At 41.4% G+C, this 25,406-nt stretch carries 22 protein-coding genes; 6 read left to right on the forward strand and 16 right to left on the reverse strand.

Annotated elements, in window-relative coordinates:
- The first annotated feature begins 91 nt into the window (after window positions 1-91).
- Window positions 92-1,228, forward strand: coding sequence for a rod shape-determining protein RodA (gene rodA, locus CDG62_RS09190; protein ID WP_087526773.1), 1,137 nt, complete (start codon window positions 92-94; stop codon window positions 1,226-1,228).
- A 78-nt stretch (window positions 1,229-1,306) separates the two neighbouring features.
- Here rodA and CDG62_RS09195 read toward each other — a convergent pair whose 3' ends face one another.
- The 6 genes from CDG62_RS09195 to betI form a co-directional block, all read right to left on the reverse strand.
- The gene (locus CDG62_RS09195) at window positions 1,307-1,792 is read right to left on the reverse strand and encodes a hypothetical protein (RefSeq protein WP_087526774.1); all 486 of its coding nucleotides are present in this window, start codon (window positions 1,790-1,792) and stop codon (window positions 1,307-1,309) included.
- A 57-nt stretch (window positions 1,793-1,849) separates the two neighbouring features.
- Window positions 1,850-3,124, reverse strand: coding sequence for an MFS transporter (locus tag CDG62_RS09200; protein ID WP_087526775.1), 1,275 nt, complete (start codon window positions 3,122-3,124; stop codon window positions 1,850-1,852).
- Window positions 3,125-3,197: 73 nt separating this feature from the next.
- Complete coding sequence (mqo, locus tag CDG62_RS09205) at window positions 3,198-4,832, reverse strand: malate dehydrogenase (quinone) (protein WP_087526776.1); 1,635 nt, start codon at window positions 4,830-4,832, stop codon at window positions 3,198-3,200.
- 499 nt (window positions 4,833-5,331) lie between these two features.
- Window positions 5,332-6,996: a choline dehydrogenase gene (betA, locus tag CDG62_RS09210; protein WP_087526777.1), complete on the reverse strand. Its 1,665-nt coding sequence runs from the start codon at window positions 6,994-6,996 to the stop codon at window positions 5,332-5,334.
- Between the two features lie 119 nt (window positions 6,997-7,115).
- Window positions 7,116-8,588 (reverse strand): betaine-aldehyde dehydrogenase, encoded by a 1,473-nt coding sequence (gene betB / locus CDG62_RS09215; RefSeq protein ID WP_087526778.1) that lies wholly within the window; start codon window positions 8,586-8,588, stop codon window positions 7,116-7,118.
- Window positions 8,581-9,207: a transcriptional regulator BetI gene (gene betI, locus CDG62_RS09220; RefSeq protein ID WP_087526779.1), complete on the reverse strand. Its 627-nt coding sequence runs from the start codon at window positions 9,205-9,207 to the stop codon at window positions 8,581-8,583. Before betI ends, betB begins: the two co-directional genes overlap by 8 nt.
- Before the next feature lie 538 nt (window positions 9,208-9,745).
- On the opposite strand from betI, the gene CDG62_RS09225 reads away from it, so the two are divergent.
- Window positions 9,746-11,806, forward strand: a complete 2,061-nt coding sequence (locus CDG62_RS09225; protein WP_087526780.1) for a choline transporter — start codon at window positions 9,746-9,748, stop codon at window positions 11,804-11,806.
- 12 nt (window positions 11,807-11,818) lie between these two features.
- Window positions 11,819-12,433 (forward strand): MarC family protein, encoded by a 615-nt coding sequence (locus tag CDG62_RS09230; RefSeq protein WP_087526781.1) that lies wholly within the window; start codon window positions 11,819-11,821, stop codon window positions 12,431-12,433.
- A gap of 54 nt (window positions 12,434-12,487) precedes the next feature.
- Here the strand turns inward: CDG62_RS09230 and CDG62_RS09235 are convergent, their stop codons facing one another.
- From CDG62_RS09235 to CDG62_RS09270, 8 genes are all read right to left on the reverse strand, one after another.
- On the reverse strand, window positions 12,488-12,790 hold the full coding sequence (locus CDG62_RS09235; RefSeq protein WP_004696655.1) for a cyd operon YbgE family protein: 303 nt from the start codon (window positions 12,788-12,790) through the stop codon (window positions 12,488-12,490).
- A 3-nt stretch (window positions 12,791-12,793) separates the two neighbouring features.
- The gene (gene cydX / locus CDG62_RS09240; protein WP_002120988.1) at window positions 12,794-12,895 is read right to left on the reverse strand and encodes a cytochrome bd-I oxidase subunit CydX; all 102 of its coding nucleotides are present in this window, start codon (window positions 12,893-12,895) and stop codon (window positions 12,794-12,796) included.
- A 24-nt stretch (window positions 12,896-12,919) separates the two neighbouring features.
- Entirely contained in the window at window positions 12,920-14,065 is a 1,146-nt protein-coding gene (cydB, locus tag CDG62_RS09245; RefSeq protein ID WP_087526782.1) for a cytochrome d ubiquinol oxidase subunit II, read from the reverse strand.
- A complete protein-coding gene (locus tag CDG62_RS09250) occupies window positions 14,062-15,642 on the reverse strand; it encodes a cytochrome ubiquinol oxidase subunit I (RefSeq protein ID WP_087526783.1) in 1,581 nt (526 codons plus the stop codon). The genes cydB and CDG62_RS09250 overlap by 4 nt, the downstream gene beginning before the upstream one ends.
- A complete protein-coding gene (cydP, locus tag CDG62_RS09255) occupies window positions 15,642-15,833 on the reverse strand; it encodes a cytochrome oxidase putative small subunit CydP (RefSeq protein WP_004696660.1) in 192 nt (63 codons plus the stop codon). Before cydP ends, CDG62_RS09250 begins: the two co-directional genes overlap by 1 nt.
- A 676-nt stretch (window positions 15,834-16,509) precedes the next feature.
- The gene (locus CDG62_RS09260) at window positions 16,510-17,121 is read right to left on the reverse strand and encodes an OB-fold-containig protein (RefSeq protein WP_087526784.1); all 612 of its coding nucleotides are present in this window, start codon (window positions 17,119-17,121) and stop codon (window positions 16,510-16,512) included.
- An 18-nt stretch (window positions 17,122-17,139) separates the two neighbouring features.
- Entirely contained in the window at window positions 17,140-17,451 is a 312-nt protein-coding gene (locus CDG62_RS09265; protein ID WP_010326961.1) for a Rieske (2Fe-2S) protein, read from the reverse strand.
- A gap of 14 nt (window positions 17,452-17,465) precedes the next feature.
- A complete protein-coding gene (locus CDG62_RS09270) occupies window positions 17,466-18,470 on the reverse strand; it encodes an adenosine kinase (protein ID WP_087526868.1) in 1,005 nt (334 codons plus the stop codon).
- 139 nt (window positions 18,471-18,609) lie between these two features.
- Between CDG62_RS09270 and CDG62_RS09275 the strand changes: the two genes are divergently transcribed.
- The 3 genes from CDG62_RS09275 to CDG62_RS09285 all read left to right on the forward strand — a co-directional run bounded on the left by CDG62_RS09275 (window position 18,610) and on the right by CDG62_RS09285 (window position 23,315).
- Window positions 18,610-19,059, forward strand: coding sequence for a GNAT family N-acetyltransferase (locus tag CDG62_RS09275; RefSeq protein ID WP_004696669.1), 450 nt, complete (start codon window positions 18,610-18,612; stop codon window positions 19,057-19,059).
- Between the two features lie 159 nt (window positions 19,060-19,218).
- Window positions 19,219-22,158, forward strand: a complete 2,940-nt coding sequence (locus CDG62_RS09280; protein WP_087526785.1) for an insulinase family protein — start codon at window positions 19,219-19,221, stop codon at window positions 22,156-22,158.
- 17 nt (window positions 22,159-22,175) lie between these two features.
- Complete coding sequence (locus CDG62_RS09285) at window positions 22,176-23,315, forward strand: phospholipase A (protein ID WP_087526786.1); 1,140 nt, start codon at window positions 22,176-22,178, stop codon at window positions 23,313-23,315.
- Between the two features lie 64 nt (window positions 23,316-23,379).
- Here the strand turns inward: CDG62_RS09285 and CDG62_RS09290 are convergent, their stop codons facing one another.
- Both CDG62_RS09290 and CDG62_RS09295 read right to left on the reverse strand, forming a co-directional pair.
- Window positions 23,380-24,729, reverse strand: a complete 1,350-nt coding sequence (locus CDG62_RS09290) for a TrkH family potassium uptake protein (RefSeq protein WP_087526787.1) — start codon at window positions 24,727-24,729, stop codon at window positions 23,380-23,382.
- Complete coding sequence (locus CDG62_RS09295) at window positions 24,726-25,379, reverse strand: potassium channel family protein (RefSeq protein ID WP_087526788.1); 654 nt, start codon at window positions 25,377-25,379, stop codon at window positions 24,726-24,728. The genes CDG62_RS09290 and CDG62_RS09295 overlap by 4 nt, the downstream gene beginning before the upstream one ends.
- Between the last annotated feature and the right edge of the window lie 27 nt (window positions 25,380-25,406).

Below are 25,406 nucleotides of genomic sequence, written 5' to 3' on the forward strand. Positions count from 1 at the left end.
TAAAACTACAGAAATATGGGTTTGAATGATGTTATCTAAAACACTTTGAACTTATAATTTGCCCTGTCTTTAGCTCATTCAATTTACGCAAATGATACCATCACAGCAGTATCGTTTTTTACGTCAGTCTTTACGTGACGGTAGAAGCATTAAACATGACTCATCTCGCTGGGATAAATTACATTTAGATCCATGGCTTTTATGCTTTCTGATTTTAAATGCCGTGTTGGGATTGCTGGTCATTTATAGTGCTTCAGCGCAAGATATGGGTATGGTGTTTCGCCAGGCCACAAGCTTTGCTGTGGGCTTCATTGTGATGATTATCTGTGCGCAAATTCCACCGAAAGTCTATCAGGCCATTAGTCCTTATTTTTTCATTTTAGCTGTGATTCTGATGGTGCTGGTCTTGGTGGTGGGGGAAACCCGCATGGGAGCCAGACGTTGGATTAGTCTACCGGGTATTGGTAGCATGCAGCCTTCTGAGTTTATGAAGTTTGCCATGCCTTTAATGATGGCGTGGTACTTTGCAGGCCGTGCATTCCCGCCTAAGTTTATGCATATTGTGATTTCGTTGGGCATTATGATGCTGCCGTTTTTATTGGCGGCTTTACAGCCTGACTTAAATTTGGGGCTTTTGATTCCTGGTGTATGTGTTATTTTTCTTAGCGGGATCTCTTGGCGGCTCATTGCTTTGGCTTGTGGTGCATTGGCTGTTGCAGCCCCATTATTATGGATGTTTTTTTTGCAAGAGTACCAAAAAAAGCGAGTGCTCACTTTATTTGACCCAGAGTCAGATGCATTGGGTGCGGGTTGGAATATTATTCAATCCAAGATTGCCATTGGTTCAGGTGGCTTAATGGGTAAGGGTTTCACTGAAGGTACACAGTCACATTTGGGATATTTGCCAGAGCATCATACCGACTTCATTATGTCAACGTATGCGGAAGAGTTTGGCTTTATTGGGGTATTCTTACTGTTTAGTTTGTTTGCGGCTATTATCATTCGTTGTTTGATTATTGGGATGAATAGCTTTCATAATTTTGGTCGTTTATATGCGGGTGCTGTGGGCTTAACGTTCTTTTTCTTTGTATTGTTAAACTCGGGGATGGTGAGCGGAATTTTACCTGTAACAGGTGATCCATTACCACTGATGAGTTATGGTGGAACTGCGGTGATTACCATGCTAGCCAGCATGGGAATTGTGATGTCGATACATACTCATCGTTAAAGGTAAAGAATCAAGCCAGCGATATTGCTGGCTTTTTCGTGTTTAAAATAAGAGAAAAACTCTAATGTTTTTTGATCTTTATAAAGCACCATATTGTTGCCATGTTTCGCCTGTATGCAGGCTGTCATAATAGTTTTGCAGAGTGTTCAAGTCATGGTATTGCGTATAAGCCAGTATAAAAAGTCCAAAAACTAAAGTCGCCTTTAATAGATTTAAACGCGAATGTTGCTGTGAGAAATAATCTAAGCTAAGTAAGGTGAGTATGACTGAGGGAAGAATGGCAATACTTTCATGCTGAAAAAGAAATGCCCAATGATTGAGATAAACCAGACTTAAAATGAGTCCAATCAATCCTATATGGTTATAGATCTTTTTCTTTGCAGTTGCTTTCAAAACAATAATGGTTTGAAATATTAAAATTAGACCACTAAAAAGGTACACGCTTTTTCCACCAATAATCACACTATAGATCGCATTGAATAGGCAATAAGCCAACAATACGAATAGTACGAGAGAATAGAGTTTGGCATAGAGAGTGTGTGAAAAGGGGAGAATCTGTTTCATAATTTGCTCTATTGAAAACTCACATCGTATTAAAAAGGGGATTTGAAGCTTAACATGCTATTTGCTTCTTGTGGCGGAGGTGTACTTTTTCTGTGTTGGAGATACTCTGAGTAAATGTCGCGTACGAGTTGAACTTAGCCCGCATATCATGAAACACAATGTTCCGCCAATAAGTACTGCGGGCACCACAGAAAAATAACGCGTCATCAGGCTCATGTGTAGTGCACCGAGCTGATTGCCTGAAGTCACTAAGATGCCATTTAACGCTGCTACACGCCCTAATAGCGCTTTTGGTGGGAGTTGTTGTAATAAGGTTTGTCGAATGACCATGCTGATGCTATCAAAGGCACCGATCAAAACAAGGAAGAATACTGAGAGCCAGAGATGGGAGGATAGTGCGAAGGCTAAAGTGCAAAAAGCAATGGCAAAACTACTATAGAGCATGTTTCTCCATGCAGTTTGCATTGGAGAATAGCAGGTCAACACCAACATCATGATACAGGCACCCATGGCAGGTGCAGCTCTGAGTATACCTAAGCCTTCAACGCCTAGATGCAGGATATCGTGTGCAAAAATAGGTAGTAAGATAATGACACTACAAAAAAGCATGGCGCTGAGATCCAGCAACATGCTCCAGAACATCAGTGGATGTTTAAAGATGAACATATAGGCTTCTTTTAAGCTTTTGCTTAAATACTGTTTATGCGGGCTAGGGAATTGACGAGGACTTAATCCGAACAAGCAGATGCTACCCATGCAACATAACAGAAAAACAATAAAGAGGGTTTTTTCAAGCCCAAGTTGGCCGAGTAAAAGTCCTGCACATAAGGGTGCTAAAATGCCACCCATTTGCCAAATGAGTGCCGTCCAAGTGGCTGCATTGCTATAGGCTGGCTCTGGGGTGAGAAAAGGGCGTAATGAATTAAATGATGGGCTGTAAATGCCTCTAAGTATGCCTAAGCAAAAGATGAGACTATAAATGCCACATAAAAGTGTATTTTGTTGAATGTGCTGTTGTTGGTACTGAGAAAAAAGAACAATAAATAATAATGGAATTAGAGTGCTACAGCTAAAACTCCATTGCACAATTTTTTGTCGGTTATAGCGGTCAGCCCAGTCACCACTAATAAGAGAGAGGCAAATAAAGGGAAGCAATTCAATTAAGGCAATCATGCCAAGGCTCAGTGGATTCTGAGTGAGTTGATAGACGCTATAGGCAATGACGACTTCTTGAATCATGATGGCTAGAATTAAGCACAACTGATTGATAGTCAGAAGTGAAAAATCACGTGAACGAAAAGCCAAAAAAGCGTCGGAATGGAAAAGCGACATAAACAGAATAATTTTAAATATGAATTAAAAAAAGGATGGCGCAAAGTCCATCCTTTTTAGGGTTTAAAGCAGATTACTGTGCTTTTGCTAGCGCAGCAGTTTCGTCATTTGCAGCTTTTGCCATAGGTGTGTATTTCAAACCTAGGGTTGTACTGGTGTATTGGCGAACTTGGTCAAGAAGCACAGGATTGGTGCTGAGTTCTTGTTGGTACGATTTTACAATTTCATGTAATTTCGGATTCCATTTACCTGCTACTTGCTGAGGGAATGCTTTTTCAAGCAAGCTCAACATAATATAAGGAGAAGTTGAAGCACCAGGGGACGCACCTAATAGAGCAGTCACAGCACCTTCTTGTGATGCAAAAATCTCGGTACCAAATTGCAAGCTTGCAGGTTTGCCTGGTTCTTTCTTAATGATTTGAACACGTTGACCACCTTGATTCATGCGCCAGTCTTCTGGTTTTGCATCAGGGTAGTATTTTTTCAACTCATTAAAACGGTCTTCATCGGTCATCATAACTTGGCTCACCAAGTATTTGACCAAATCAAGATTTTCCATACCCACAGCAGTCATTGGTAAAACGTTGTTCTTCGTGGTTGATTTCAATAAATCAAGCTGAGAACCTTGTTTTAAGAACTTGTTTGAATAAGTTGCAAATGGGCCAAACAACACATATTTTTTACCGTCGATATAACGTGTATCAATATGTGGGACAGACATTGGAGGTGCGCCTAATTCAGCACGACCATAAACTTTTGCAGTATGACCTTCAGTGACTTTCGGGTTGTCGGTCATTAAGAACACGCCACCTACAGGGAAGCCAGCATATTGCTTCGCTTCTGGTAAGCCTGTCATTTGTAAAAGCTTAACCGCTGCACCGCCTGCACCAATAAAGACAAAACGCGTTTTCACATGATCTGTTTTACCTGTAGTTAGGTTTTTAAATGCAACAGTCCACGTTTTATCATCGTTTTGGCTAATGCCAGTTACTTCAGTTGATGTTTGTAGTTTGAAGTTAGATTGTTTTTTAAGGTGATTGACCAATTGAGTGGTGATCGAACCATAGTTTACATCCGAACCTACATCCATGCGTGTTGCCGCTACTTTCTGCGCAGCATCACGGCCATTCATCACCAAAGGTGCCCATTGTTTAATTTCAGCAGGATTTTCAGAGAATTTCATGCCATAGAACATTGGGTTTTTAACCATTGCAGCGTAACGTTTTTCGAGGAAATTCACGTTATCGCCCCAAACGAAAGCAATATGCGGTACAGGGTTGATGAAACTATTTGGTTGTCCTAAAACACCTTCTTTGACTTGATAAGACCAGAACTGTTTTGCAACTTCAAATTGTTCAGCCACTTTTACAGCTTTGGTAATGTCCATTTTCCCATCTTTTTCAGAGGTATAGTTCATTTCCATAAAGCCAGAGTGACCTGTGCCTGCATTGTTGAAGCCGTTTGAGCTTTCTTGGGCAACATTGTCTAGGCGTTCATACATGCGAATTTGCCAGTTTGGCTCAAGCTCGCTTAGATATGTACCTAAAGTTGCACTCATGATCCCACCGCCAACTAAGACTGCGTCAACAACAGGCTCATTGCTGGTGGTTTGAATTTTTTTAGACGTGACGGGTCTAAATAAGAAAATTACGACTGCAATAATAAGCAGTACGATTAATACCAAAAGGTATTTTAAAAATTTGTTCATGCGATTATGACCTTGGGGAGCAGGTTTTGGATCGCTTTATAGCGAAAAGAATAAAAAAATAAGAAGAATGATAGAGCTACTTATAAATGACCAGCTTGGTATAGTTGAAGTAATACTTAAAAGCTGAAAAGCGCGCAAAAATATAACTTTTGAGCCTATCACACAGTCCTGATTTATGAATATTTTAGACTAAATATGTATTGACTTAGTAATTTTTATTGTAAATGGGTTGGGTTGGGCTATAAAAATGAGTGATGTGCAAAGTTAACCATTGTTTTTATTCGGTTTTATTTAGGTGTGATTTCTGTATTTAAAATACGGATGTTTAATATCTATACAAGAGTCCAATCTTTTTAACGTTTAAATGTATAAGTTGAGTTAGAAAGTAAGTCCTAAAGATAAAGCAAGTTGTGATTGGGTTGTTTTAGAAAATATGAATAATTGCCTGACCTTATTATCCTAAAGCTGAATAAAAGGTCAGGTTTTACGCCATTAAGATTTATGCGATTTCGGCGCGATAAAATGGAGCAGTTGAACGTGGTAAAGCTTGGTGACCACGTATTTGATCCGCGATTTTTTCAGCCATCATAATGGTGGTTGCATTTAAGTTACCTGTGATAATGAGCGGCATAATCGACGCATCCACCACACGTAAATTTTGCATCCCATGTACACGACCTTGTCCATCAACTACCGCCATATCATCTTCACCCATTTTACAACTACAGGATGGATGATAAGCCGTTTCAGCATGATTACGCACAAATTCGTCTAATTCAGCATCGCTACTCACATCTTTTCCGGGGCTGATTTCTTCGCCTCGATAAGGATCAAGCGCAGGTTGTTGCATGATTTCTCGAGTAATACGGATGGCATCACGAAATTCCTGCCAGTCTTGTTCGGTCGACATGTAGTTAAATAGAATACTTGGATGGTCGAAAGGATTCTTAGAGGTCACCTGTACTCGACCGCGGGAAGGTGAGCGCATCGAACCGACATGGGCTTGGAAGCCATGTTCTTTGACAGCATTGCTGCCATTATAGTTAATTGCAACAGGCAAAAAGTGATATTGAATATTTGGCCAGGTAAATTCTTTAGATGATCGAATAAAGCCACCTGCTTCAAACTGGTTGCTTGCTCCAATCCCAGTACCGTTAAATAGCCACTCTGCACCAATCGCAGGTTGGTTTTGCCATTTTAAAGCAGGGTAGAGAGAAACGGGTTGCGTGCACTTATATTGTAAGTACATTTCTAAATGGTCTTGCAGGTTTTCACCTACACCCGGTAAGTCGTGTACAACTGGAATGTCGATAGATTGGAGTAAGGTGCTTGGACCCACACCTGAACGTTGCAAAATTTGCGGTGATGCAATCGCTCCAGCACAAAGTAGAACTTCCTTATTAGCATAGACCTGAAGCAAGTTGTTGTGATCAGCCCCTTGAATATATTCAACACCAATCGCTTGTTTGCCATTGAACAAAATTTGATTGGTCATGGCATGGGTAATAATGGTTAGATTTGTTCGACCTTTGGCCATATCCAAATAGCCGCGTGCAGTGCTTGAGCGTCGACCTTTGGGGGTCACGGTTCGATCCATTGGGCCAAAACCTTCTTGTTGATAACCATTTAAGTCATCAGTGCGAGGATAGCCTGCTTGCACACCCGCTTCAACCATGGCGTGGAATAAAACGTTATTGTTTGCTTTAGGCGTGGCGACAGAAACAGGACCAGCATCGCCATGATAGTCATTGCCACCAATATCACGGGTTTCAGCTTTTTTGTAATAAGGCAGACAGTCCGCATAGCTCCAGTCTTCAAGACCTTTAAGGCTGGCCCATTGTTCTAAATCCATGGCATTTCCACGGATATAACACATGCCATTAATCAATGATGACCCGCCTAAGCCTTTGCCACGTCCACATTCCATACGACGGTTGTTCATGTGGGGTTCTGGGTCGGTTAAATATGCCCAGTTATAACGACGCCCTTGCAAAGGATAAGCCAAAGCAGCGGGCATTTGGGTGCGAAAGTCGAGACGATAATCAGGTCCACCTGCTTCGAGTAACAGTACCGAAACATCTGGGTCTTCGGTTAAGCGAGCAGCCAGTACATTACCCGCAGAACCTGCGCCAATAATAATATAATCGTAGTGTTGAGAATGCATAATGATCCTTTTTCTATGGCAGGGCCACGTTGCATGAGAACGTGGCCACATGTTGAGTTGAGGATGAAAAAAGACTAAATAGAAAGGAAGTAAGGGTTTAGATAGCTAAAATTCAGACTTTAAAAAATACTTTGGTATTCGCCCAGTTCAACTTGAACCGATTTGATGCGGGTATAGTGTTCAAGTGTGGTGATGCCATTTTCTCGTCCAACGCCCGACTGTTTATAACCCCCCACAGGCATTTCAGCAGGGGATTCGCCCCAAGTATTAATCCAGCAAATACCTGCCTCAAGCTGATGAATAATTCGATGTGCTTGGGAAATATCTTGTGTGACCACACCCGCAGCTAACCCATAACTGGTGTTGTTGGCACGTTGGATGACTTCGTCAATACTGTCATAGCTTAAAATGCTCATGACAGGACCAAAGATTTCATCTTGTACAATGTGCATGTCGTCGTGACAGTTGGTGAAAACGGTCGGTAATACATACGCACCTTGAGCAAGGGTTGCTTCGGTGGCACGTTGTCCTCCCGTCAATAAGGTTGCACCTTGCTGTTTGCCTGACTCAATATAAGACAAGACTTTTTCCATATGGGGAAAGCTGACTAAAGGTCCAAAGTTGGTTTCAGCTTGCATAGGATCTCCCATACGGATACGTTTTACACGTGCAATAATGACTTGTTCAAATGCAGCCTTGAGGGTTTGTGGTACAAATACACGGGTGCCATTGGTACACACTTGGCCTGAACTAAAAAAGTTTGCCATCACCGCAATATCGGCTGCGCGGTCAAGGTTGGCGTCGGCACAAATAATCAGAGGTGATTTGCCGCCGAGCTCCATGGTGACTTCTTTGAGACTAGAAGCCGCAGCACTGGCCATGACCTTTTTACCTGTTGCCACACCACCTGTGAACGAAATTTTTTGAATGTCTGGGTGTTCAGTCAACCATTGACCGACGTCAGCACCAAAACCTTGTACAACGTTGAAAACTCCAGCGGGTACGCCTGCTTCAGTATAAATCTCTGCCAGTTTTAAGGCTGTAAGCGGTGTCACTTCACTGGGTTTAAAAATCATGGCATTCCCCGCAGCGAGGGCAGGAGCTGATTTCCAGAGTGCAATTTGAATGGGATAATTCCAAGCGCCAATGCCTGCTACCACACCTAAAGGTTCACGGCGCGTGTAGAAAAAACTACTTTCTCGTAGCGGTACTTGCTCACCTTGAATGGCAGTTGCAAGTCCTGCGTAGTATTCTAAAACGTCTGCACCAGTGACAATATCGACCGTAGAGGTTTCACTGAATGCTTTACCTGTATCGAGTGTTTCTAGTTGAGCTAACTCGTCATTACGAGCGCGTAAAATATCGACTGCACGACGTAAAATACGGGCACGTTCGACTGCAGTTTTGGCAACCCATTCACGTTGCCCTTGTACAGCACTTTGAACGGCTACATCGACATCAGCTTTGGATGCTTGTTGAATTGTTGCAATGACTTCACCTGTAGCAGGGTTGATACTGTCAAAGCTTTGACCACTGGTGGCATTGAAATATTGTCCGTGAATATAAAGCGAGTGAAGCTGTACATTACTCATTTTGTTGTTCCTGCCGTATCTGTTGAATTAAGCGAAGTTGCATATCGACATAGTCGTATGCAATAGAACGTGCCAAATCACGATCAAATGCTTTATGACCACTTAAACTTCCACGTAACCATAATCCATCAATCAATGCTGCTAACCCTTTAGCTGCTTGGCTTGCCTGTGGTCTCGGCATGAGTTGCAAGAAATGAAACTTCAAATTTGAATAAAGACGTTGATCATTTATTCGCTGCAGGCGACCTAAGTCGGCTTGATGCATACTGGCAGACCAAAAATCGAGCCAAACCCGCATAGCAGTGTTGTTGACCTGACTGATGTCAAAGTTGGCATCAATAATGGCTTTGAGCAAATGTTCTGGATTGGGTTGCACGACCTTTGCCTTATAGCTTGCCGTGGTCTCGGCTAAGACATTGAGCATTTGGCGCATGCAGCTGTGAATAAGACCTTGTTTATCGCCAAAATAATGGCTCACAATGCCCGTAGAAAGCTGTGCTTTTTTTGCAATTTGAGCAATGGTTGTATTGGATAAGCCTACTTCGTGAATGACTGCATAGGCAGCATTGATAATTTCTTCACGACGCTCATGCTCAGGTTTTACTCTACGTTTATTCATGACAATCCAGAACAATTTACCTTAAATTTAAAGGCGTTAGATTCAATAACTTACATGGAAAGTATCATAGCATTTTTTTATGATACTTATTATTGATTGAACGTTCAATCAATAATAAGTACACTGGTGCTTAAATTCACAGAAAGTGTCAGCAATTTGGCGGTTTGGTTTTTGGCTAAATTTATATTTATCAGGTAGATAAATGGTATGAATAGTTGTAGTTTTATTTTGTGTAAATTTTAAGCAAATTATGGTTTTATACTTTTTAAGGATGGCAAAAGCTCATATAGTCATTTTGTGGGGAGAAAGATACAAGTTTCCTGTTGGGATATAGATGGAAAGGGAACGGGTTTACATATTTCAATATGTACCAATAAACCGACCCAATAAATGATTTAGACCTGTGGGTTTAAAAGAGATAGCATTTTTATTGCATATAAAAATACTGTCGTTTTCGTTAGTCGATTTTTAAGCTCTCGACCACGAGAAGTTTAAAAATTGGTTTTAGTCTTTTTTTATTTACTTTCTTGAGGATTGTATGGCAACAGATAATCCAAGAGCAGTTGATGATCAAACATTAGCGCCTAAAGACCGTTTAAATGGTGTGGTCTTTTATATTTCAGCTCTCATTATTTTAATTTTTTCTCTTACCACCATTTTGTTTAATGATTTTGCCAATCGAACCTTAAATACGGTCTTGGCTTGGGTGAGTTCTACCTTTAGTTGGTACTACTTACTCGCAGCCACCCTATACATGGTGTTTGTGATTTTTATTGCCTGTTCACGCTATGGCGACATCAAATTAGGCCCCAAACATTCTAAACCCGAGTTTAGCCTTTTAAGTTGGTCTGCCATGTTGTTCTCAGCTGGGATCGGTATCGATTTGATGTTCTTCTCGGTGGCGGAACCTTTATCCCACTATATGCATCCACCTGTGGGTGAGGGGCAGACCCTAGAAGCGGCACGTCAAGGTATGGTGTGGACGCTATTTCACTATGGCCTGACTGGATGGTGTATGTATGCTTTGATTGGCATGGCATTAGGGTATTTTAGTTATCGTTATAATTTACCCCTGACCATTCGCTCAGCACTCTATCCAATTTTTGGAAAAAAGATTCATGGCCCAATTGGTCATAGTGTCGATACCGCTGCGGTGATCGGGACTATTTTTGGTATTGCAACCACCTGCGGGATTGGGGTGGTACAGTTGAACTATGGTTTACATGTGCTGTTTGACTTACCTGAAAACCTCTGGATGCAAGCGGCCTTAATTGCTGTAGCGGTTGCAATGACGATTATTTCAGTGACTTCAGGGGTTAATAAGGGGCTGCGTGTTCTCTCCGAGATCAATATTTATGTCTCTGTCGGCTTAATGCTGTTTATTTTGTTTTTAGGCAATACTGAATTTCTACTAAATGCTTTTGTGCAAAATATAGGGGATTACATTAACCGTTTTCCAAGTATGACATTGGAAAGTTTTGCTTTTCAACAGCCAAAAGAATGGATGAACAGTTGGACATTATTCTTTTGGGCATGGTGGGTGGCTTGGTCACCATTTGTAGGTTTGTTTTTAGCACGTATCTCGCGTGGAAGAACTATTCGTGAGTTTGTTAGTGGAACTCTCATTATTCCTTTATTTTTCACACTCACGTGGTTATCAATATTTGGAAATAGTGCACTACATAGTGTGATTTTTGATGGCAATTTAGCTCTCGCACAGAGTGTGATTGCAAACCCTGCACATGGTTTTTATGACTTGCTGGCACAGTATCCGTGGTTTCCGTTTATTGCAGGGGTAGCCACAATTACAGGCTTACTGTTTTACGTGACCTCAGCGGACTCTGGTGCGCTGGTATTGGGTAATTTCACCACTCAATTTACCAATGTTGACCATGATGCCCCGCGATGGTTGAGCGTGTTTTGGGCTATAGCCATTGGTTTATTGACCCTTGCAATGTTGATGGCTAACGGAGTAACGGCACTACAAAATGCCACCATCATCATGGGGTTGCCATTCAGTTTTGTAATGTTCTTAGTAATGGCAGGTTTGTATAAATCACTGAGACTAGAAGATTATCGTCAAGCCAGTAGCAGTTTAAATGCCGCACCCGTGGTGGGCAATGTAGATATCCTTAACTGGAAAAAACGCTTGTCCCGAGTCATGCACCATCCAGGAACAACCGATACTCGGCGTATGCTTGATGACATCTGCCGACCGGCCGTGATGGCGGTTGCAGAGGAAATGCAAAAACGAGGTATCGACATCAGTGTTCAAGAGAGTGTGCTAGAAGAAGACTCAAATCTGTATCATCTGGATTTGATGATTCACTTGGAAGAAGAACAAAACTTTGTCTATCAAATTTGGCCTGTGCGTTATATTGCGCCGACCTTTAGTGAACGCGGAAAACTGGGTAAACGTTTCTACTACCGTCTTGAAACCTATTTGTATGAAGGTTCTCAAGGCAATGACCTTGTAGGTTATACCAAAGAGCAAGTGATTAATGATGTGCTGGATCGTTATGAACGCCACATGACCTTCTTGCATATCAATCGAATCAGTCCGGGGAATCGTCCCTTATTTCCAGATCCTCAAGGATAACTAGGAGGAACCATGTTGACCTCATATTTACATGCTTTTGCTTTGTTTTTCTCATTGCTGAATCCGTTTTTAATGAGTATTTACATGATTGGCATGATTCGGAACTCCGAAGCTAAAGTGTTTAATAAAGCCTTGATTCAGGGTTGTCTGATTGCATTTGTGGTATTTATGCTGTTTGCATGGGGTGGAGAAGCGATTTTTAGTAAATATTTAAATGTACGCTTTGAAGCCTTTCAAATATTTGGTGGTCTGATCTTCTTGGTGATTGGTTATCGCTATGTGTTTCAGGGGGCAGATACTATTGGTGAAATGCGTGGTGCGCCTGAGCATTTGGCAGGAACCATTGCGATGCCTTTTATGATTGGTCCAGGAACCATCAGTGCTGCTGTGGTGACAGGTATGGCGTTACCCATCAGTGGCGCAGCCATGATTATTTTCATGACTTTGGCATTGACTTGTGGCTTGATGATCTTAATGAAATTTGCACATGATCATTTACGCTATAAGCATGCTAAATATATTGACCGTTATGTTGATATTGTCGGGCGACTGTCGGCTTTGCTGATTGGAACCATTGCTATAGATATGATTATTAATGGCATTATTGGCGTCATGGCTGAAATGTAGAATCCACGAATAGCGGACTATAAAAAAGCCCTCAGTCAATGAGGGCTTTTTTATTTAACTGAAGAACCAAGTGTAATAACCCCAGATCATCAGTGGCCACGAGAGAAACGGGCTAAATAGCCATTTCCAAATCCAGTGGCGTGGTACAAAGCCTACGCCGTGGATAAAGCCACCTGAGATACCAATCATGATATACATCAGTGCACTATGGCTATAGTGACCATTGTCATCCAACATAGCAGCAGGATGCACTAACAACACCGCTGCAAGTGGAAAGGCCAATAGGCAGGAAATTAGCATCGCAAATTTGTTCGGCTTTTTATCTACAGTTTGGTTTTCCATAGCAACGTCTGTCATGGTTTATTCCTCATCAAGGTCTTGATGATGTTCGATATACAAAGCACTGAGTACACCTGCAAAGCAAGCCATCAAAATGCCGAGAATCCATGCAAAATACCACATAATTTGATCTCCTTAGACACAGCCTTAGTAAAGGCTGTGTGAATTCTCTTTAATGTGTGTGTTGGTAATAACACCCCACATTTTGTAGTAACACCAAGTGGTATAGCACAAAATAAGTGGGACAAAGATACATGCTGCAACTGTCATTACAGTTAATGTTGTTTTACTTGAAACTGCATCCCACATGGTCAAGCTGGCAACAGGTTGAATGCTTGATGGCATTAAGAATGGGAACAGCGCAAAACCAGCAGTTAAAATTGCACCCACGACTGCTAAACTTGAACCTAAGAAGCTAAAGCCCGCTTTGTTTTTACCTGCTGCAACAACCACAATCAAGCCACCCAAGATACCTGCGATAGGCGCAATCATGGTAATTGGGTAAGTAGAGTAGTTGTTCATCCAGCCATGGTTGGCATTGGTCAAGACTTCTTTTGCCAATGGGTTAGCAACACCGTTGGTATCAAATGGAGTCACTAAGGTATAGCCTTCGATTCCACCAAAGTACAGCCAAGCACCAGCACCTAAGAAACAGATGAGGTAAACAATGCCCATGAGTTTCGTTGCTTGTGCTGAGCGTCTGCGTAAGTCACCATCGGTACGAAGCATGAGCCATGCACCGCCATGTGCACAAAGCATTGATAAGCTCACTAAACCGCAGACTAAAGCAAATGGGTTAAGCAGGGCAAAGAAGCTCCCTGTATAGGTTGAACGGACAGTGTCATCTAAACTAAATGGCACGCCTAAGAACATGTTCCCAAACGCCACACCGAAAACCAGTGCAGGCACAGCACCACCCACGGCTAAACCCCAGTCCCATGACGTACGCCATTTGGTATTTTGTAGTTTAGAGCGGTAGTCAAAACCTACAGGTCGTAAGAATAGGGCAAACAGTACCAAAAGTAGCGCCCAATACATGCCTGAGAATGCAGTTGCATAAACCATTGGCCATGCGGCAAACAATGCACCGCCAGCAGTAATGAACCAGACTTGGTTACCGTCCCAGTGCGGAGCAATGGTGTTAATGGCTGCACGGCGTTCTTCATCTGTTTTACCTACAAATGGCATGATCGCCATAGAGCCCATATCGAAGCCATCGGTGAGGGCAAAGCCAATCAACAGGACGCCGACTAAAACCCACCAGATAATTTTGAGTAATTCATATTCGATCATGCTTGAGTCTCCTCATTGCGAGCTGCTTCAAGTTTTTCAAAATGGTATTTACCTGTGTGAAGCGAACTTGGACCAAGACGTGAGAATTTGATCATTAAATACATTTCAATAATCAAAAGTACGGTATAGAACGCAGCCAAGGCAGCGATAGAACCCCATACATCACCTGTGCTTAAGCTTGATGCTGACAAGTGTGTAGGTAAAACCTCACCAATCGTCCAAGGCTGACGACCTACTTCAGCAACGTACCAACCTGTTTGCGCAGCAACCCATGGTAGAGGCAGCGCGAAAAGTGCAAATTTTAGTAGCCATGGTTTGTTCTCTGCATTGCGTTTTGCAACAGCAAAAGTAGCTAAAATAAACAGTAATAACATCAGGAAACCAGATGCCACCATTGCACGGAATGCCCAAAACAGACTTGGTACATGTGGAATTGTATCTAATGCAGCAGATTTAATTTGTTCTTCAGAGGCATCTACAACATTTGGTGTATATTTTTTCAGAAGTAGACCATAGCCTAAATCTTTTTGAGATTGTTCAAATGCTGCTTTAAGTTCAGGAGATGTATTGCCTGAACGGAGTTGCTCGAGTTGTGAATAAGCAATCATACCGTTACGAATACGTGCTTCATGTTGTACGATTAAATCTTTAATACCAATCACTTCTTTGTCTAAAGAACGTGTAGCAATAATCCCCATGACGTAAGGAATTTTTACAGCATAATCAGTAGTCATGGTTTCTTTATTTGGAATACCAAATAATGTAATAGCAGCTGGTGCTGGGTGAGTATCCCATTCTGCTTCAATGGCAGCGAGTTTAGTTTTCTGTACATCACCAATTTCATAGCCAGATTCATCACCCAATAAAATCACTGAAAGTGTTGAAGCCAAACCAAAAATTGCGGCAATAGCAAATGAGCGGCGCGCAAACGGAATATCTCGTTTTTTCAGTAAGTAGTAGCTTGAAATAGCCAGAACGAAAATAGCACCTGTTACATAACCCGCAGACACGGTATGTACAAATTTTACCTGTGCAACTGGGTTAAAAATGAGAGCACCAAAATCTACCAGCTCCATGCGCATGGTTTCATAGTTAAATACAGAACCGACTGGGTTTTGCATCCAACCATTTGCAACCAAAATCCATAAGGCCGACATATTAGAACCGAGTGCAACCAGCCATGTCACACACAAGTGCTGCACTTTGGATAAGCGATCCCATCCAAAGAAGAACAGACCGATGAATGTTGATTCTAAGAAGAATGCCATTAATCCTTCAATGGCTAATGGTGCACCGAAAATATCCCCCACATAGTGTGAGTAATATGCCCAGTTAGTCCCGAACTGGAACTCCATGGTTAAGCCAGTAGTGACCCCTAAAGCGAAGTTAATACCGAAGAGTTTTCCCCAAAACTTGGTCATGTCTTTATAAATTTCTTTACCTGAAATCACATAGGTGGTTTCCATAATGGCAAGAATAAAGGCAAGCCCCAGTGTAAGTGGAACAAAAATAAAGTGATACATCGCGGTCATAGCGAACTGGAACCGCGAAAGATCGACCACGCTTTCAGATATCATCAACGTGTCTCCTTGATTGGGGATGGATTGCCTGCAATACGCTCAGCAACTTGATTGTCAAAATTTTTAGGAATAGTCGGGGCGTCAAACCAGATGTTCTTAATGACCATTAAAATAATCACCTTAATGATTAAAATGGCCACAATCTCTCTGGTGACTTTTTGATTGAGATTTTTGGGGACTAAGCTCATTTCACAAAGCCTATTTTTTTAACTTGCTTTATATTATTAAACAAAAACATACAAAAGATAAATAGTCTTTAAACTTAAATAAAAAATATATTATTAAGTACTTATAATACAAACACTTAAAATAATATCATGACGAAAAATAAACTAATATTTTTGTATTTTAAAGTTGACTAAATTACTTATGTTTATATTTATATACCTGACTAATATGCTTGTATATATTTATTTTAAATCCGACTAAAACACTTATATTTAACATTCATCGGTATTTTATTGATAATTCGTCTTAAAATTATAAAAGTGATAGGGCTTTTAAATGGTGGATGATTTGATTTATTGCATGCATCACAAGGAAATTAGGCGTTGGAAATTAAACTAGTATTAAAAGATTTTTCTATGGTGTTTTATCGGGTTGAGGGGAGAAGCGGGTCGTAGAATTCCCATTCTGAGCCTATTTTTCGCTTTTTTAAACGTAGAGAGCTGGATTGTGGATGAAAGATTGCTTTTGAAAAGATTGAGCAACAAGATGATGCAAGAGTCCGATTTAAACAGAGCATTGTAAGGCGTTTGTTGGAGGCTGACGCTGTATCAAGATCTTGGTAGGGTTAGCATGGAAAAAGATAAACGTGCTCATAAAGACGTACAGCGTTGAAATGGGATTGGATTGAGTGCTTGTTTAGCGTTCGCCGCTAAAAAGTTGATTGGATTTTGAAATTTTCTTTGCTATGTAATGCGACTTTTTTAGACGAATGAGAATAATTTGTGACTGAAACTCAAGCTCACCAAACTCAGGCTCAACTTGCACATAGTGTAGCTGACCATATTCATCGCGAACGCGAGCTTGAGCCGAAAAACCAGGACGTGCGTTCCCACTGGAGATGGTCGCCAGACGACCCAGTAAGTTGGTTTGTTTTTTATCAGGTCTGGGTTTAATGACTTGATCCAGACAGTGGATCATAAAAACGGTAAAGAAAATTGCAATAATCAGTGCGGGCAAGATCAGATAGTAAGCCGAAGTAAACGCTTGTTCTTTGGCATAAATGCAGAACTGAAGGAAATAACCTGCAACACTAAAATTAAGTAAGAGAAAAACCACAATGAGCACTTTAGAAAACTTAACGTCTAGCAGCGGAGATTCGGTCAGTTTTTGTGGTGATAGCCTTTTGAGAAAATGACTTGGGCGTGATTTAAAAAAGTAGCCTAAGGTTTCCACCATGCTGAGTATGACTAAAGTCAATAAGCTGAAATGAAAGAGCATCAAGTCAGGGTGATGTAGCAACTCATACATGGTGAACGTCCAATTTCATTATTCTTCTGTGAGATAAATCCCACCGTCAGAATGCACGGTAATCGCTACTTTTTCAAGTGCTTCGCCTTGGCATGGGCCAGAAATGCATTCACCTGTTTCTACCATGAACAGTGCACCATGGGTCGAGCATTCAATAAATTCTTGGTCACGGTCTAAAAACTGATTTTCCAAAAACTCAAGTTCAACTTGCAAATGCGGGCAAATGTTTTGATAAGCAAAGAAGGCACCGTCACGTTGAGTGATAAAAATTGTATCCCCTTTAGGTGTTTCAAAAGAACGTGCTTCGCGTTCGGGGATATCTTCTGTCATGCAAATTTTTTGCATCATGCACATTCCTTTTGCAGTTGTTGGAACAATTCAGTGTAATTTGCTACAGCCAAACGAGGGCCAAACTGAGACACCACTTCACTGGAAATCAAAATTGCAAGCTGCGCAGCTGTATGTAAGCCTAAGCCCGCATTTACTGCGTAGAGGAAGGCACCAGCAAAGGCATCACCTGCGCCATTCGCATCGATAGCCTGTACTTTACGACCTTCAACAGTAAATGTTTCTTGTGCATTTGAAATAAGTGCACCTTCAGCTGAAAGGGTAATCACCACATGCTGGCTTAGTGTTTTGAGTTTTGCTAAAGCCGCCTCAACTGTTTCAGTTTCGGTGTACATCATGGCTTCTTGCTGGTTACAGAACAATAAGTCCACACCATCCGCAATCATTTCATCTAGACCATGACGCGCGTATTGCACCATCGCAGGGTCAGATAGGGTTAATGCAATTTTAACACCATGAGCTTTGGCAATTTCACGCGCTTGTTTAACAGCTAAACGTGCGCTATCGCTGGTTGAAAGATAACCTTCAATATAGAGCCATTTCGCTGTTTTTAAGGGTTCAAAGTCAATCTGTTGTTCGGTTAACTCGGCTGTGATCCCTAAATAGGTATGCATAGTGCGTTCAGAGTCTTCACTGACTAAAACCATACACGTGCCTGTGACGCCTTCGCTGATTGATTTCTCAGTATTTTTAATACCTGCTTCGTGCAGACCATTGAGGTAAATTTTCCCCAATTCATCATTACCTACACGACATGCATAAAAGGCTGAACCACCCAAGGCACTAAAAGCAACGGTGGTGTTGGCTGCTGAACCACCTGAAGCTTGACCTTTATAGCTCTGTGTTTCTTTTAATTTTTTATAAAGATTTGCTTGTGTTTCACCATCAGTTAACTGCATAGTGCCTTTTTGCAAATGTTGTTGAATAAGGAAGTCGTCAGAGACTTTAAATTCTTGGTCGATTAGTGCATTACCAATTGCAAAAAGATCCACAGTTGTCATGTCTTTTTTCGTCACGTATTAAAAATAAAGCGACATTTTACACCAATGCTCAAGATTGCTGTAGTTTGTTGAGGAAAATTCATTTTATTTACGTGGCAAATGTAGTGAAATGGCTTTGCTCATATTCAAGGAAGTTTAGATGGAAATTTTAATTCAAGCGGCAGAACAATTACCTCCTCAAATACAAGCTTTGGCACAACTCGCAGCAAAAGAAGGATATGAACCGTTAACCCGCTTGATCGAAGAATACCAAAGTGGTAAAAATCGTTTTGATCAAAAGGGTGAAGTATTATTGTTGGCTTATGATCAAGACCAATTGATTGCCTGTGGTGGTTTAAATCAACAATGGGGTGAAAATGAAATCGAAGCGCGAATTGGTCGCGTACGTCGTTTTTATGTACATCCTAAATATCGTAAGAGCGGTGTGGGTCGTCAGTTGTTGGCGCATCTAGAAAAATGTGCGCGTCCAAACTTTTCTGCACTGTGTTTAAATACCGCAGATTTGTCCGCAGCCAGTTTCTATCAAAAGCAAAACTATGTTTTTGTGGAAAATCACCCGAACTATAATTATTTTAAATATCTCATCTAGTTTTACTTTTTGAGAGCGCTTCTCTCAAAAAGACTGAAATTTGGAAAGCAGCGAGATGCTTTTCAAATTTCCAGCAAATTACTCGGGTTTTCAGCGTGAAATCTTTTGACAACTAAAGCTATAATGCAGGCAGTGTATTAATTATTGTTAGGAGATCACATGACTGTAGATGTCACTGAAACCATTTCTCAAACTGTACATCCTGCGTTTCAGTTGGTACGTCAACACCATGTTGAAGCTTTAGACATTTTAGTGTCTGAATATAAACATAAAGTCACTGGGGCAGTGCATTATCACTTGGCCACCAATCATGATGAAAATGTATTCTTGGTTGCATTTCGCACCCAACCTATGGATTCAAAAGGCGAAGCGCATATTTTAGAGCACACAGCACTGTGCGGTTCGGAAAAATTTCCTGTTCGTGATCCGTTCTTTTTAATGATTCGTCGTTCACTGAATACTTTTATGAACGCCTTCACTGCGGCGGACTGGACAGCGTATCCATTTGCGACTCAGAATAAAAAAGACTTTCAAAATTTACTTGAAGTGTATTTAGATGCGGCTTTTGCAGCCAATTTAAACCCGCTAGATTTTGCCCAAGAAGGGATCCGCATTGAGCTTGAAAACGGTGAGCCTGTTTATAAAGGTGTGGTTTTCAATGAAATGAAAGGGGCAATGAGTTCGCCTTCAGACCAGTTGTATCATCAGTTAGCGCATCACTTATTCCCTGAAACTACTTATCACTACAACTCAGGTGGCGACCCTAAAGATATTCCCGACTTGACTTACGCAGAGTTGGTAGATTTCTACAAGTCGCATTATCACCCAAGTAACGCAGTTTTCATGACCTTTGGCAATGAGCCTGCTTACAACCTTCAAGAGCAGTTTGAAACTTTAGCCTTGGCGAAGTTTTCAAAAGGTGAAACGTTATTCTCTAAAGAAGAGCGACGTTTGACTGCGCCACTAGAAGTGACCGAAACCTATGCGGTAGATGCAGAAGACTTAAAAGACAAAACTTATCACATTATTTCATGGTTATTGCCTAAAGCCAGCGAGATCAAATTACGCCTAGGTATGCGCCTTGTTGAAGGTGTACTGTTAGAAGATTCGGCTTCTCCATTGCGTCATTATTTAGAGACCTGTGGTTATGCACAGTCTACTGGCCCGATTATGGGAGTAGATGATTCAAATTACGAAATGACCTTCTACTGTGGTGTACAAGGTTCAAACCCTGAACATACAGCTGAGTTTAAAGCGGGTGTGTTTAAGGTTTTAGAAGACGTCGCTTCAAAACCTGTCGATCAAAACATGGTCGATGCGATTTTACATCAAATTGAATTGCACCAACGTGAAATCAATGGCGACGGCATGCCTTATGGTCTAAGCCTGATTTTAAATGGTTTGGGTAGTGCGATTCACCACAGTGACCCAGTCACTGTATGGGATGTAGACTCAGCCATTGCTGCGGTAAAAGAAGAACTGAAAGATCCAATGTGGTTGTCAAACTTAATCAAAACCTATTTGATTGATAACCCGCACCGTGTACAAATGACTTTAGTGCCTGATGCCAATAAATCTGTAGTAGAAGCGGCAGCAGAAAAAGCACGTTTAGCCGAAATTGGTGCGCAGCTAACAGAAGCTGAAAAAACAGAAATTGAAGCACAAACTGAAGCACTTAAAGTCCGTCAAGATACCCCTGATGATCTTAATCTTTTGCCAAAAGTAGGCTTGGAAGATGTGCCTGCTGAACTGCAAATTGTACAAGGACAGTTGCGCGAAATTATCTCAAATCGTATTGACTATCCGTTGAATCTTTATCATGCAGGCACCAACGGTATTTACTACAACCAAGTGCTGATCCAAATTCCGCAAGATGTAGTGCAATCGCCTTACTTTAACTTGCTGTCCATTTTGATGGGTGAAGTCGGTGCAGGTCAGTATGATTATCTGGAACTACAACAACTGCAAACTGCGGTGAGTGGTGGTTTAGGTATGGGCGCCTCTTTACGTTCTCAAGTGAATGACAAAAATCAAATTAGTGCATGGTTAACGCTGACCACAAAATCGTTGGTGAGTAATTTTGACAGTATCGCGTTGTTGAAACTGGCATTTGAACAACTTCGTTTTGACGAAAAAGATCGTATTGTTGAGTTATTGCAACAACGTAAAACACGTTGGGCATCTCGTCTTTCAGGTTCAGGCCATAGTTATGCCATGCAAATTGCAGGACGTAACCACAGTGCTTTGGCAAAACGTGATTATCACAACACGGGCTTGGGTGCATTAAACTGGTTAGGCGATCTGGTCAGTCGTATTGAAAAACATGCAACAGCTTATGATGATTTGATCAATGAATTAAAAGCGATTCATTTAAAACTTTTGCAAGCACCAAAACAGTTCTTACTGGTTTGTGAAGAACATCAGTCAGACCGTTTGGTTGAAGAAGTACAAAATGTGTGGGACAAGTTAGCCATTCCTGAACACACTGTAAGTTTGAAAACGACCGAGCAGATTGATAGCAATGCTGATGAGGCGTGGTTAATTCAAGCCAATGTTCAATTCTGTTCATCTGCTTATCAAGCCGTTGAGGTTTCACATCCAGATGCTGCGCCGCTGATGGTGCTGGCAGCGTACTTGCGTAATGGTTTCCTACATAGTGCCATTCGTGAAAAAGGTGGGGCATATGGCGGTGGGGCAAGCTATGATGGCAATGCATGTTCATTTCGCTTCTATAGCTACCGTGACCCACGTTTGGCTGAAACCTTCAATGACTTTGAAGCCAGTGTGCAATGGTTGCTCAATACTGAGCAAAAGCCACATCAGCTTGAAGAAGCAATCTTAGGTTTGATTGCAGGTATGGACAAACCAGGTTCACCGGCGGGTGAAGCGATTACGGCATGTTATGCACTTTTACATGCACGCACGCCAGCCTTCCGTAAGCAGTTACGTAGCCGTCTTTTGGCTGTGAGTTTAGAGGATTTACACCGTGTGGCGGTACAATACTTGCTTGAACAAAAACCAACGAAAGCCGTGGTTGCACCTATGGCGAAGCGTGATACTTTAATTGAGTTAGGTTTTGGTATTAAACAAGTTCAGTAAAACAATAAGAGGGTCGTATGGCGTTCAAATCATTTGAGCGTTCAACTTTAGTACTGAGCATGACTGTGCTCAGTACTTTGGGTGTCGCTAAAACACATGCACAAATTTCCGAAGTACCAGCAGCTCCTGCAACAGCCGAGGCATGTGTTGCATTGGCGTCGAATGCAGACCGTTTGGCTTGTTACGATGCATTATTTAAAATCCCTGAAGCAGTAAAACCGCACATTGTTTCTGAGCAACGTGCAGCTATGGATATTGCGCCAGAACCTGAAAATATCACGGGGAAGATTACACAAAGTGTGAGCTCTGTTTTCGCTTCTGAAGGTCCTAAAATATCGCCAAATTTATCTTTAATGGATAGCCGTTGGGAGCTTTCTCCCGAAAGTAAACTGGGGACTTGGAATATTCGTGCCTACCAACCTGTGTATTTAATGCCTGGTTTTTGGACGACAGATAAAAATGAATTTCCACAAAGTCCAAATCCAACCAATACGGTGGATGAAGATCAGAATCTAAAGTCCATGGAAGCGAAATTTCAATTGTCTTTAAAAACCAAAGCAGTCGAGAACTTATTTGGAGACAATGGCGATGTTTGGTTGGGTTATACTCAGTCTTCTCGTTGGCAGCTGTATAATAGTGATGAATCACGTCCGTTTCGTGAAACCAACTATGAGCCTGAAGCCAGTTTGGTTTTCCGCACTAATTATGAATTGCTGGGTTTAAATGGTCGCCTACTGGGATTAACCTTTAATCATCAGTCTAATGGTCGTTCCGATCCGTTGTCACGTAGTTGGAACCGTGTCATGTTGAATGTGGGTTTTGAAAGAGATAACTTTGCGCTCATGTTGCGCCCTTGGTATCGTCTAGATGAAGATGCAGGTGATGATAATAATCCGGATATTAAGGATTATGTGGGACGGGGTGACTTAACAGCATTCTACCGTTGGAATGATCATGACTTTTCACTTATGCTGCGTCATAGTTTAAAAGGTGGCGATGACTCGCGCGGTGCGGCGCAGTTTGACTGGGCTTTTCCTATTTCAGGAAAACTACGCGGCCATTTCCAGTTATTTGATGGCTATGGCGAAAGCTTAATTGATTATAACCACCGAGCGACCTATGTGGGCTTAGGTGTGTCATTAATGAATTGGTACTGATTTAGCAACATAAAAAAAACCACGTTTGATACGTGGTTTTTTTTATGTTTAAGTGCTAGGTGTTTTAACCAATTTGAATATCGGCAGTTGGGTGTTTTAGGCGGCTCTTTTTCGGCGTCGCAATCAGGTAAGCCAGCGTTAAAGGCCCTAAACGACCTGCAAACATCAAGAGCATCAGAATAAATAAGCTTGCAGGTTGAAGCTCACCCGTAATGCCACGCGACAAACCGACAGTACAAGCAGCGGAAATGGCTTCAAATAACAAATCTATAAACTGATGATTAGGTTCGATTAAGGATAAAGTAAATATACCTAAGAAAATAAGTGCTGCAGTAATAGATACGACAGCCATCGCCTTAAAAGAGGTTTTTTGAGAAACAGAGTGATTGAACACACGAATTTCATCTTCACGTCGAAGGAAGCTAATCACGCTGAGTAAAACAATAATAAAAGTACCTACTTTAATTCCGCCTGCGGTACTCATCGAGCCACCTCCAATGAACATCAGTAACATGGTGACAAGGGTCGAAGCATCTTTCATTTGTGCCAAATCGAGGCTGTTAAAACCTGATGAACGAGGTACAGTGGCATGGAACCATGCATTTAGAGCTTGGTCTCCTAAGCTCATTGGCGCTAAAGTAAGGGGATTGTTCGATTCAATTGCCCATAAAAGAACAAAAGCAATTAGGTTCAATCCGGCAATGGTGGATAAGATTAATTTACTATTGGTACTTAAGCCTTTCCAGCGTTTACTGCGTTTAATATCCATTAAAACTACAAAACCTGTCCCACCAATGATGTATAGCATACTAATGGTAAACGTAATGAGATACTGACCAGAGAAGCTCATTAGACTGTTGGGAAACAGGGAAAAGCCACCATTGTTAAATGCGGATACACTATAAAAAGCTGCATAGAACAAAGCTTGATTAAAGTTGTAATCTTCTAACCATGCAATGGTCAAAATAACTGTACCGATCGCCTCAAAAAATAAGGAATAAAGCAGTACCCCTTTAATGGTGAAGGACACTTTGGATAAGCTGGTTTGACCAATGGTCTCTTGCGCCATGATTTGTTGCTTTAAACCCAGTTTAGTCGACAGACTCAGTGCGGCTAAAATTGCAAAAGTCATAAAGCCTAAGCCACCAATTTGAATCAGTAGCATAATGATGACTTTACCTGTTACGGTAAAAGTTTCACCAACATTCACCACAGACAGTCCAGTAATGGTGACTGCTGAGCTGGCGGTGAACAAGGAGTTAATCCAACTGAGTTCACCATGGTGTGAAATTGGTAACTTTAATAATAGAGTCCCAATAATAATAAAGCTCAAAAAACCCAAAGCCAGCAGGCTGGGCGGGCTTAAATTAATGGTGCTATTTTGTTGGGTTTGCCATTCTTTGACTTTTTTCATGATTTGAACCGTGCTGAAAGACGACGTAATGTTTCGAGTAAACCTTCAACAACTAGAATATCACCCACTTGTAAAATTAAATTGGGGTCAATGCTGTACAAAACTTCTTTGCCACGTTTATGGAGTAATGTTTTCACATCGGGTGCCTGATCCATCAGTTGGCGGAAGCGAGTCCCTTGCAATTTTTCATCAATTTCAATTTTGACTATATAGTGATTATCTTCAAGTGCCATATAGCGACTGACCATGGGGTAGCATAAAGACTGCGCAATACGCACGCCCATGTCCTCTTCAGGGTGAATAATTTTACTAATTCCTAAATGGCTTAAAATCATATGGTGCGACTTTGATTTGGCTTTGACCCAAATTTTTTCAACCCCAATATTTTTGAGGTGCAGCACACACAAAATACTGGCTTCAATATTTTCACCAATTGCGACCACCACGGCATCGCAGTTTTTAATATTGAGTTCATCCAGAACATGTTCATCTGTTGCATCTGCAATCACTGCATGGGTCACTTGCTCAGAAATATTTTCAACATATTTTTTTTCACTATCGATACCAATGACATCATGTCCCAGTTCAATGAGTTGAGTTGCAACTGTGGCTCCAAAGCTTCCTAAACCAATCACTGCAAATTGTGCCATGTCATCTTTCCTTTAAATTTTTTTATA

The organism is Acinetobacter sp. WCHA55 (genome assembly GCF_002165305.2).
Lineage (GTDB): Bacteria > Pseudomonadota > Gammaproteobacteria > Pseudomonadales > Moraxellaceae > Acinetobacter.

Excerpts from the sequence above, each read along its gene's own strand:
- rodA (WP_087526773.1), top strand. The coding sequence starts at position 92 with ATGATACCATCACAGCAGTATCGTTTTTTACGTCAGTCTTTACGTGAC.
- CDG62_RS09195 (WP_087526774.1), bottom strand. The coding sequence starts at position 1,792 with ATGAAACAGATTCTCCCCTTTTCACACACTCTCTATGCCAAACTCTAT.
- CDG62_RS09200 (WP_087526775.1), bottom strand. The coding sequence starts at position 3,124 with ATGTCGCTTTTCCATTCCGACGCTTTTTTGGCTTTTCGTTCACGTGAT.
- mqo (WP_087526776.1), bottom strand. The coding sequence starts at position 4,832 with ATGAACAAATTTTTAAAATACCTTTTGGTATTAATCGTACTGCTTATT.
- betA (WP_087526777.1), bottom strand. The coding sequence starts at position 6,996 with ATGCATTCTCAACACTACGATTATATTATTATTGGCGCAGGTTCTGCG.
- betB (WP_087526778.1), bottom strand. The coding sequence starts at position 8,588 with ATGAGTAATGTACAGCTTCACTCGCTTTATATTCACGGACAATATTTC.
- betI (WP_087526779.1), bottom strand. The coding sequence starts at position 9,207 with ATGAATAAACGTAGAGTAAAACCTGAGCATGAGCGTCGTGAAGAAATT.
- CDG62_RS09225 (WP_087526780.1), top strand. The coding sequence starts at position 9,746 with ATGGCAACAGATAATCCAAGAGCAGTTGATGATCAAACATTAGCGCCT.
- CDG62_RS09230 (WP_087526781.1), top strand. The coding sequence starts at position 11,819 with ATGTTGACCTCATATTTACATGCTTTTGCTTTGTTTTTCTCATTGCTG.
- CDG62_RS09235 (WP_004696655.1), bottom strand. The coding sequence starts at position 12,790 with ATGACAGACGTTGCTATGGAAAACCAAACTGTAGATAAAAAGCCGAAC.
- cydX (WP_002120988.1), bottom strand. The coding sequence starts at position 12,895 with ATGTGGTATTTTGCATGGATTCTCGGCATTTTGATGGCTTGCTTTGCA.
- cydB (WP_087526782.1), bottom strand. The coding sequence starts at position 14,065 with ATGATCGAATATGAATTACTCAAAATTATCTGGTGGGTTTTAGTCGGC.
- CDG62_RS09250 (WP_087526783.1), bottom strand. The coding sequence starts at position 15,642 with ATGATATCTGAAAGCGTGGTCGATCTTTCGCGGTTCCAGTTCGCTATG.
- cydP (WP_004696660.1), bottom strand. The coding sequence starts at position 15,833 with ATGAGCTTAGTCCCCAAAAATCTCAATCAAAAAGTCACCAGAGAGATT.
- CDG62_RS09260 (WP_087526784.1), bottom strand. The coding sequence starts at position 17,121 with ATGTATGAGTTGCTACATCACCCTGACTTGATGCTCTTTCATTTCAGC.
- CDG62_RS09265 (WP_010326961.1), bottom strand. The coding sequence starts at position 17,451 with ATGACAGAAGATATCCCCGAACGCGAAGCACGTTCTTTTGAAACACCT.
- CDG62_RS09270 (WP_087526868.1), bottom strand. The coding sequence starts at position 18,470 with ATGACAACTGTGGATCTTTTTGCAATTGGTAATGCACTAATCGACCAA.
- CDG62_RS09275 (WP_004696669.1), top strand. The coding sequence starts at position 18,610 with ATGGAAATTTTAATTCAAGCGGCAGAACAATTACCTCCTCAAATACAA.
- CDG62_RS09280 (WP_087526785.1), top strand. The coding sequence starts at position 19,219 with ATGACTGTAGATGTCACTGAAACCATTTCTCAAACTGTACATCCTGCG.
- CDG62_RS09285 (WP_087526786.1), top strand. The coding sequence starts at position 22,176 with ATGGCGTTCAAATCATTTGAGCGTTCAACTTTAGTACTGAGCATGACT.
- CDG62_RS09290 (WP_087526787.1), bottom strand. The coding sequence starts at position 24,729 with ATGAAAAAAGTCAAAGAATGGCAAACCCAACAAAATAGCACCATTAAT.
- CDG62_RS09295 (WP_087526788.1), bottom strand. The coding sequence starts at position 25,379 with ATGGCACAATTTGCAGTGATTGGTTTAGGAAGCTTTGGAGCCACAGTT.